The sequence below is a fragment of the Paenibacillus sp. 01L418 genome (genome assembly GCF_056400045.1).
Window position 1 is genome coordinate 1 of sequence record NZ_JBFTSN010000290.1, and the last position, 8385, is coordinate 8385.

At 44.8% G+C, this 8385-nt stretch carries 8 protein-coding genes; 1 reads left to right on the forward strand and 7 read right to left on the reverse strand.

What is annotated here, in order from left to right:
• From AC1DSE_RS25080 to rfbF, 5 genes are all read right to left on the reverse strand, one after another.
• A partial coding sequence (locus AC1DSE_RS25080; protein WP_477528357.1) for a hypothetical protein occupies window positions 1–431 on the reverse strand: 431 nt, incomplete at its 3' end.
• A gap of 21 nt (window positions 432–452) precedes the next feature.
• Entirely contained in the window at window positions 453–2336 is a 1884-nt protein-coding gene (locus AC1DSE_RS25085) for a glycosyltransferase family 2 protein (protein WP_477510613.1), read from the reverse strand.
• A gap of 44 nt (window positions 2337–2380) precedes the next feature.
• Window positions 2381–3301: an NAD-dependent epimerase/dehydratase family protein gene (locus AC1DSE_RS25090; protein WP_441886758.1), complete on the reverse strand. Its 921-nt coding sequence runs from the start codon at window positions 3299–3301 to the stop codon at window positions 2381–2383.
• Window positions 3302–3313: 12 nt separating this feature from the next.
• Window positions 3314–4399 (reverse strand): CDP-glucose 4,6-dehydratase, encoded by a 1086-nt coding sequence (rfbG, locus tag AC1DSE_RS25095; protein WP_441886761.1) that lies wholly within the window; start codon window positions 4397–4399, stop codon window positions 3314–3316.
• Window positions 4400–4409: 10 nt separating this feature from the next.
• Window positions 4410–5201 carry a glucose-1-phosphate cytidylyltransferase gene (rfbF, locus tag AC1DSE_RS25100; RefSeq protein ID WP_477510612.1) on the reverse strand — a complete coding sequence of 264 codons (792 nt, stop codon included), beginning with the start codon at window positions 5199–5201 and terminating at the stop codon, window positions 4410–4412.
• Between the two features lie 220 nt (window positions 5202–5421).
• Between rfbF and AC1DSE_RS25105 the strand changes: the two genes are divergently transcribed.
• Window positions 5422–6501 (forward strand): hypothetical protein, encoded by a 1080-nt coding sequence (locus AC1DSE_RS25105; RefSeq protein ID WP_477510611.1) that lies wholly within the window; start codon window positions 5422–5424, stop codon window positions 6499–6501.
• A 78-nt stretch (window positions 6502–6579) separates the two neighbouring features.
• Here AC1DSE_RS25105 and AC1DSE_RS25110 read toward each other — a convergent pair whose 3' ends face one another.
• Both AC1DSE_RS25110 and AC1DSE_RS25115 read right to left on the reverse strand, forming a co-directional pair.
• Window positions 6580–7674 carry a family 6 glucosyltransferase gene (locus AC1DSE_RS25110; protein ID WP_477510610.1) on the reverse strand — a complete coding sequence of 365 codons (1095 nt, stop codon included), beginning with the start codon at window positions 7672–7674 and terminating at the stop codon, window positions 6580–6582.
• A gap of 24 nt (window positions 7675–7698) precedes the next feature.
• A partial coding sequence (locus AC1DSE_RS25115; protein ID WP_477528358.1) for a glycosyltransferase family 2 protein occupies window positions 7699–8385 on the reverse strand: 687 nt, incomplete at its 5' end.

Sequence of the window (8385 nt, forward strand, 5' to 3'; positions counted from 1 at the left end):
GCCCAGACCTGCTCCGCTTCCCAATACCCCGAGCTGTCACACTGCATGAACACGAAGCTGTCTCTTTTGGTCCAGCTTTTATTTAAATAATAGGCTGTTTTAAAAAAAGCAAATCCGCCGTTATCGGCGCAGTGGGCAAATAGCGGATACAATGGATTAGTGAACCGCGTGTCCGCGTCCGAATACAGCACCAGCGCTCCTTCTTCCATTTTCGATAAAGAGTCCAGTAAAATATACGGCTTCCAGCACCATAAGCCAAAACCTTTCTCATGCTGCAAAATTGCTGCATTCTTACGAGCAAAAGCCGTTCCTTCGAGATCGCTTGGATGATATGAAATGACACGATCAACGCCAAATTGCAGCGCAGTCGCGTTTAGTCTATCTTGATAGGATTGAAATTCTGGTGATGCAAAACTTACTAAATAAATCATTCATGACCACTTCCTTCTAACCTATGATCCATCAACGCGAGTTCGATGAATCCATGCATAATCTTTGTTTGTACTCGGCGTCCATCTTGCATAAAAAATATTCGTATTTCGCTCCATCACCTCCTGGAACATCCTGCTCATCCCTGTATCGTAATGGGCCATTGTCAAAGAACGGTTCTCTACATCGGACATCATGCAATACACCTTGTAGCCGTAATGCTTAGCCCGAAAGCAAATATCCATGTCGTCTTGATACAAAGGCGCGTAGCATTCATCCAAGTATCCATACTGCTCCAAAAATGATTTTCGAATGACGAGCGGTCCGCGCATGCAAGCATCCACTTCAAAAACACGGTTTTTCAAATTCGGATCTGCTTTCTCATCCTGCCTCCAATACACCTCGTTTGCAGAACACGAGATTTGCCCAGGTCCGCTAAGCGTCGTTCCTCTCGGGTAAAAGTTAACGCCGGATAAACAGCCGACAATAGCACAACTCGTATTTTTGTCCATAAACTGTACAACCTCGTAAAAGATATTTTTATCGTAAACATAATTGTCATCCTGCAAAATGACGCAATAAGCACCGGATGATTTTTTTAAGCCGATGTTGTTCGTTTTAATCTCAAAGATGTTAGGCGTCGTTTCATAAGCAATACTGTAATCCACTTGAACGGTCTGAAAAAATTGCTTCACCACATATTCGCTTTGATCGTAGCAGCCATCGAAAATAATACGGAGTTCAGCATTTTTATATTCGCTCACAGCACGGTGCAGCTCCGCTATTAGGGGAACAATCGTCGCTTCTTTATTGAAAACAGGCAGCGTAATGCTTATTTTCGGATATAAATTCCCGTTCAGGCAATCCTTAATCGTCTTGTCCAGCACCTGCTTATAAGGAAGGTGATATTCCTTTACATATTCAATCGTCATCTTTTTCCAGTACACAATCTCTTGACCACTCAGCTGAAGCGTGCGCTGCAGCAGCTGTTTTTGCTGCAAATGATCCAATGGGTCGAATACTCCGATGGGTGAAAAATCGATGCCGGACTGCGCGGTTACAAGCGGTATTGCGCCGTGGATTAGTCCCTGTAAAATCGAAGAATCATATTCGCCTAACGAGGGGTAAACGATAAAATCAGTGTTCGAGAGCAGCTCTGCGCTCTGGGCTTCATTAAGCTCTTCACCGTGAACAAACAGCTTATCACCGAGCACAGCTTTTAATTGCAGCAGCCTGTTGTTGAAAAACCTATTTGCAGGCTGCCCTACAACATGCAGCTCCAAATTTTGACTCGCGATGTCTGAACTCGAGAAGAGTAGAAAGACGGCTTCAAAACCATTGTTTAATCCGAGTTTTGGAGCGATATACGTGTACACTCTTCTTTGCCCCGTTTTTACATTTTCCGAAGATGGCAACGTATTAGGTTGATCTAAAGCAGCAATCCCGCCTAACAACATTTTTAATTTCCATTTTGGCAGTCCGCGTTTGATGTAAGAATTGTAGGTTTCAATATTTCCGATTCCGATAATGAAATCAGCTTGTTTGATAGACTGTTCCAGCTCGTCAACATTCGGTGCAGCAGTCTCATGGAAAACATCATCTGGCAGGTTATGGCCAGCCTTTAATCTAGACGTGCTGTGGTTGATTTCTTGTGGATGCAGCCCTGTCGTTATCAATATACTTTTCTTTATATGGCATAGCCCATTTATACGTGAGAGATGATTGGATGCACCTACATACAGATCGTAGCTTTGACCTTGCAGCATCCGCTGATCAAAATATGAGGCATTGAACAGCGTTACTGCGCCTATTGGAACGAGTAAATCATGGAGCGCAGCGGTGAGCTGACCGGCTGCCTTACTGCCCGCAGCTGCCTCATCCGCCTCATAACAAAGCAAGATTCTCATCTTTATTTACCCTCCTCATTTTTAACAGCAATCTATTCTCATTCCTATTGCTGTTGCTCTATTAATCTTTTAATTCCCTCCTCTAGTGTTATTTTTGGCTTCCACTTCGGCACGGTTACCCCCTTGTTCCATGGAATCATAATTTCTCGCGGATGGTAGGGTCGTCCTCCCCAATTCACCTGTAACGGTACATCCATGATTTTTTCGATAATGCCCGCTAACTCCTTCAGTGGAATGGGCTGCTGTGAAGAAACGGAATAAACCTCGTTCTTAACTGCCCCTTCATTTAGCAGCTGCTGGGCTGCGAGCATATAAGCTTCAACAACATCATCAATGTGTACAATATCAATCAGCTGCTCTCCAGGTGACATCGCAAGCGGTTTATGTTCCTTTCCAGCCTTCAGCAGCAACGAAATGATTTTGGATCTCGTATCGTTTGGACCGTAATTATCGAACAGCTCCAGCGTAATTACACGTAACGGCGACGATTCACAATAATAAGCTAAAATATCCGTAAACGCTTGTTTTGAGGCATCATACAGCGATTTTGGACTATAAAGCTTATTGTCAAAATGCTGTGAGAAGGTTCCCGTATTAATGAATGCATAAACGTGCTGCGACAACATCGCCTCCACTAGCTGCGTACCGAAAAGAATATTGCTTGTCAGCATCTCTTCTACCTGTCTTGGCGCATAAGTAACTGTGGCGAAGGATGCTAAATGAATAACAAGATCGGGCTTTGCAGACTCGACAATTGCGAACATACTGTCAATCGTCCCATCATGCCGATGTATGATGATAGCACCCTGGACATCCTCCAGTTGCTTAAGGCTCGATTCATTTCTAGCGATAATGTGCACCTTCCACCCTTCCGCCAAAAGCTTTCGAACGAGGTGTGAGCCAATAAAACCCGTGGCTCCGGTGACTAAAGCTGTTAAGGCTGCACGGGAATTTTTTTCTATCATCGATCTCCCCCCTCAGCTTGTTTTCCCTGCATATTCATGCCATTGATTCAAACAAACCTGCCGAATATCTTCGTTGCCTTGATAGGCAAGCGTCCACTCAACCACCTTATTCAGCGCCTGATCAAGGGTCCATCTTGGCTTCCACCCTAAGCGCCGCTGCGCCTCCGAGCAGTCCAGCTTCAGCTCATGGGCTTCATGCGGGTGCTTGCCTGTATCCGTATGCACTACTACGCCGCCCCATTTCGCACCAAGTTGTTCAACAACCTGGCCTACCGGCCTTGCATCCTCATCGCGAGGACCGAAATTCCAACCTTCCGCATACTCTGATCCGTTCGCATAAAGTTTCTCTGCAAGCAGCAAATATCCGCTTAAAGGCTCAAGTACATGCTGCCAAGGTCTTACAGCATGCGGGTTTCTAATGCTCACCGCACTGCCGTCCATGAAGGCACGAACCATATCTGGAACTAAGCGATTCTGAGCAAAATCTCCGCCCCCGATGACATTGCCCGCTCTTGCCGTTGCAATGCCGACACCGTGAACCTTCTCATCTTTGCTATGAAAGAAGGAATTGCGATAAGAGGCTGTAACAAGCTCCGAGCAAGCTTTGCTGTTTGAATATGGATCATAACCGCCCAGCCTATCGCTCTCCCTATAGCCCCATGCCCATTCTTGATTTTCATACACTTTATCTGTCGTTACATTAACAACCGCCTTAATGCCCGCTCCACTCTCCACAGCAAGCTTTACCGCATCAAGCAGATTAACCGTACCCATGACGTTGACTTCAAAAGTATAAGCAGGCGTTTCGTAGGAGGGCTTAACCAGAGCTTGAGCTGCCATATGAATAACGATATCAGGCTCAGCAGCTAACAAAACCTTGCTCAGCCTTGCTGAATCTCTAATATCACCGGTAACGGACTGAATCATCGCATCGATATTGCAAAGCTCATATAAATTAGGCTGCTGCTGCGGTGCTAGCGCATAACCAGTCACCTTGGCGCCCATCGCTGCCAGCCACAAGCAAAGCCAGCTGCCTTTAAAGCCGGTGTGTCCAGTAATGAACACTTTTTTATTGCGCCAAAAGCTTGGATTCATCATGGACACTCCTTTATTTTTTCCATAGCGCTTTTCCTGATTTCCATAAACCTTCTAAATAGTTTTTATCTCTAAGCGTATCCATCGGCTGAAAGAACCCCTCATGCTTATAAGCCATAAGTTGTCCATCATTAGCTATCTTCTGCATGCAGTCCATCTCCAGATTTGTATGATCGCCTTCAATATAATCAAGCAGCTGCGGTTCCATTACGAAAAAACCTGAATTAATCCAGCTCCCGTCGCCTTTTGGTTTCTCCATAAAATCAATAACCTTGTTGCTGTCCTTTATATCGAGAGCGCCAAATCTGCCGCTTGGCTGCGTAGCCGTTACTGTAGCCAGCTTGTTATGAGAGCAGTGAAAAGCTGACAGCTTGCCAATATCGATGTCCGAAACCCCGTCGCCGTACGTCAGCATAAATGTTTTGTTTCCTAAATACGGCTGAACTCGCTTTAGCCTGCCGCCCGTCATCGTTTCTTTGCCTGTGTCGACCAACGTGATTTTCCAAGGTTCAATGGAAGATTCATGAATTGTCATTTCGTTTCGATTCGATAAATCAAAGGTCACATCCGAGTGATGCAAAAAATAATGATAGAAATATTCTTTGATGAAATAACCTTTGTAGCCCAAACAAATCACAAAATCAGTAAAGCCGTAATGCGCATAGGTTTGCATGATATGCCATAAGATTGGCTTATCCCCAATGTCGATCATCGGTTTTGGCTTCATGAGCGACTCCTCGCTTATTCTAGTGCCGAACCCACCTGCTAGAATGACCACTTTCGTATTTTTATCTATCGTCCGCATAGAAACATCCTCTCTTTCTCTCAAATATACTTGCCATCTTCCTATGTTTATTCATTCAATAGTTTGTTGTTCTGATGAATACCCAGTCTGTGAAAATTTAATAGATGCGATCAAGCAATGGAATACAGGCGCTTCACGCCTATCGATTGCCCGTACCATGCCAAATTATCGACATAGAATACATTGAACGAGGTTTCTTGAAAATAAGGAGGGATAACGCTTGTCTCAAACCGTTGTCAAACGAAAACCAGCTGCGAATAAGCGAATGAAACGACAAAGTAAAAAAATAAATCGCACGTCCGCAAATACGCGTCGCAGAGCTTCTCGCAAGGGGAAGAAGCTGCTGCGGTCAAATCGAATAAACAAACGAGCAAGAGGATGGAAACGCGGCATCCTCGCCCGTAAAGTACCAGCTGCTCCAATAGCTCCTACTGCTCCTGCTTCTTCTCTTGTTGAACAGCCAAGCGACGGAGGGGCAGCGCCTATTTTAATACCGCTGACGGGTATTATTTTCAGCAAGGATCGAGCCCTCCAGCTGGATGCAGCCCTGCGATCGCTTTACTTGCATGCCCTCGATATTTCCAATTTTCACATGAAGGTCCTTTACAAGACATCGAGCGATTTTTATGAATCACAATATGAACGACTCAAAAACGAATACCCGTTGGTGCAATTTATTAAAGAGGAGCAATTCAAAGAGCAGGTTATCGCTTCGATGGAACCCTATACCTATGTTCTATTCATCGTGGATGATTGCTTGTTCGTTCGCGATTTCACGCTGCAGTCCGTCATGAACACATTAGCTGCGCACAACGATTTGATTGGCTTTTCCTTAAGACTGGGACCAAACATTCGTTACTGCTACACGATGAGTGCTGAACAGTCTATTCCATGGCATCACATTATCGAGTATGGCTATCGCAAGTTTGACTGGACATCGGCGCAGTATGAATTCGGCTATCCGATTGAAGTTTCCAGCTCGGTATACCGCACAACTCATCTTCTTCCGCATCTGAGAAACTTGGATTTCTCCAACCCCAATACGCTTGAAGGATGTATGGCAGGACGTGCGCAGGAGCTGTCTGAGGGGCGCCAGTTTCTAGCATGCAGCGAAGTATCCTTAGCGTTTTGCAACCCGCTCAACGTCGTTCAGAATGTGTATGCCAACCGCGCAGGAAGCAATAAGGAATACTCGCCGCAAGAGCTTGCTTTGCTATTTGAGAACGGTGATCGTATAAACGTAAACAAATATGCAAACTATATCCCAGCCGCATGCCACGAGCAGGTAGACATCTTTTAATAGCTGTTCCTTTCATTCATCCACAAAAAAACGTAAGCAGCTCGGAAAAATCCGAACCGCTTACGTTTTTTTATGCCGCTAGCTTCTCAAAAAGCTATGGCCGCCGAAGTTGTTTTTATCGCGAATTAATATTTTCATTGGAAACGGAAGCTGCTGGCCCTCCACGTAACCATAGGATGGATTCATCACTTTAGGAGACTTGTCGATTAAATATTTATTTAAATGCGATTCGTCATGCCAAACGGCATTGATCCCATTATTCATATCCGTTCTAATATTCTCATCCAGAACACGAATGAGATTCGTATAGTGCTCCGTTCGGCCGCCGTTCAACCCACCCATAAAGTAGTAGCTTCCTGCGCCCTCAGGAATATAGGCTAAGCTTTGTTGATTTTTCTCAAAATCAAGCTCGTGGCGCGCTTTATTGTAGAAGCCTGGATGCTGGACCGCAACGATGCCCTCGTGAATTGGCAATATTTCTTCTCTTACGACATCAACGAATTGCATATTGGCATTAAAGAAAAATACAAAATCACATTCCTGCTGCAGCTGATGCACCACGTTTCTAAACATCGCATATCGCAGCAGCGTATTGCCCGGCCATCCAAGATTATCTTGAGGAATCTTCAAAATGTTCGATCTCTCTTCATCAACGATGTGCTCGGCATCTGTGAATACATAATAGTTTTTCTGGTAGCCCGGCAAGAAATAAGCTTCGGCGCTCCGATAGAAGTTTTCCCAGAAAATACTGTATTTCCCTGTGCATATATAAAGAATCCCGATTCGAGATCCGGCTACGCTCGCAATTTCCGCTTCACTCGGCATTTGAGTAGTCAGATAAGGCGATGCATTTGTGCTTTCTGGCTGTGCTTGCGAGAGGACAGCACCTTGATTCGTCATATAAGACTCTTGATGCGCATCCTCAAAACCTTTCGAATGCCCTTCTCTATACCCTTGCTCATAACCTGTGTGAAACGGTCCGCTTCTTTTTCTCCCTCTTGCACCGCTTCTCAACCCTTTTTTTAATGTTTTACCTCGCCGTTTCCCTTTTTTTACACCATATTTGTTTTTGCGGCTGCTTAATTTCCCGCCGGCGTTCAACGTTTTTTTGACACTCGTTTTTTTGACGCTCGTTTTTTTAATAGCTGTACTTTTTTTTCGTTTCGTCAGCATGCTGCCGTCCTCCTAAACTTGGAATTATATATTATTAGCCTTAATGATCGGAGGAGCTACAATAGGGAAGCCTTCCGAATACTGGTTTTTATCGGCCTGCGTTAAAGGACGAACATAACGCTGCTCCAGTCCCCATGCCTTATAGGCATATTTTGTCGTCATTCGGTGCAGCTTGCCCTGTATAATCTGGTACATTTCGCCGTCCTGCGTTTTTACTAAACTGCCCTCAGCGAAATTGGTGGTGAGCGCCGATAATGCAGCTATTCTCTGCTGCAAAACTGTAATCGAAATGTCCCCTCCTATCGGCCAGTTCCATAAATCAAGCTGCGGCAATCTTACTGCATCCACATGCATTAAATCTGAAGACCGTACAATATATCGATATCCATTTTCTACCCAATACACATTCGAATCAGTTCCTTTAACAACGATATGGCTAGGGTAAAAGTTTGTTCCTTTTCTCTTTTCATTAGGCGATGCCGAATTCATTACCGCCTCCAGCCTGCTGATCTGATCCCAGTCGCCCCATTTTTCACGAAAAAAAGCGTTGTTAAGCAAGGACGCATCCAGAAACGAACGCATCGTCACACTGCCATAATGATGGATGAATGTATCCTCCGCAATAACTAGATCCAGACCAAGCAATTGTATCCGAAGATAAAAGTCTACATCCTCGCAGGTCCCAATGACATATCCCTCATCCATATACCC

Excerpts from the sequence above, each read along its gene's own strand:
- AC1DSE_RS25085 (WP_477510613.1), bottom strand. The coding sequence starts at position 2,336 with ATGAGAATCTTGCTTTGTTATGAGGCGGATGAGGCAGCTGCGGGCAGT.
- AC1DSE_RS25090 (WP_441886758.1), bottom strand. The coding sequence starts at position 3,301 with ATGATAGAAAAAAATTCCCGTGCAGCCTTAACAGCTTTAGTCACCGGA.
- rfbG (WP_441886761.1), bottom strand. The coding sequence starts at position 4,399 with ATGATGAATCCAAGCTTTTGGCGCAATAAAAAAGTGTTCATTACTGGA.
- rfbF (WP_477510612.1), bottom strand. The coding sequence starts at position 5,201 with ATGCGGACGATAGATAAAAATACGAAAGTGGTCATTCTAGCAGGTGGG.
- AC1DSE_RS25110 (WP_477510610.1), bottom strand. The coding sequence starts at position 7,674 with ATGCTGACGAAACGAAAAAAAAGTACAGCTATTAAAAAAACGAGCGTC.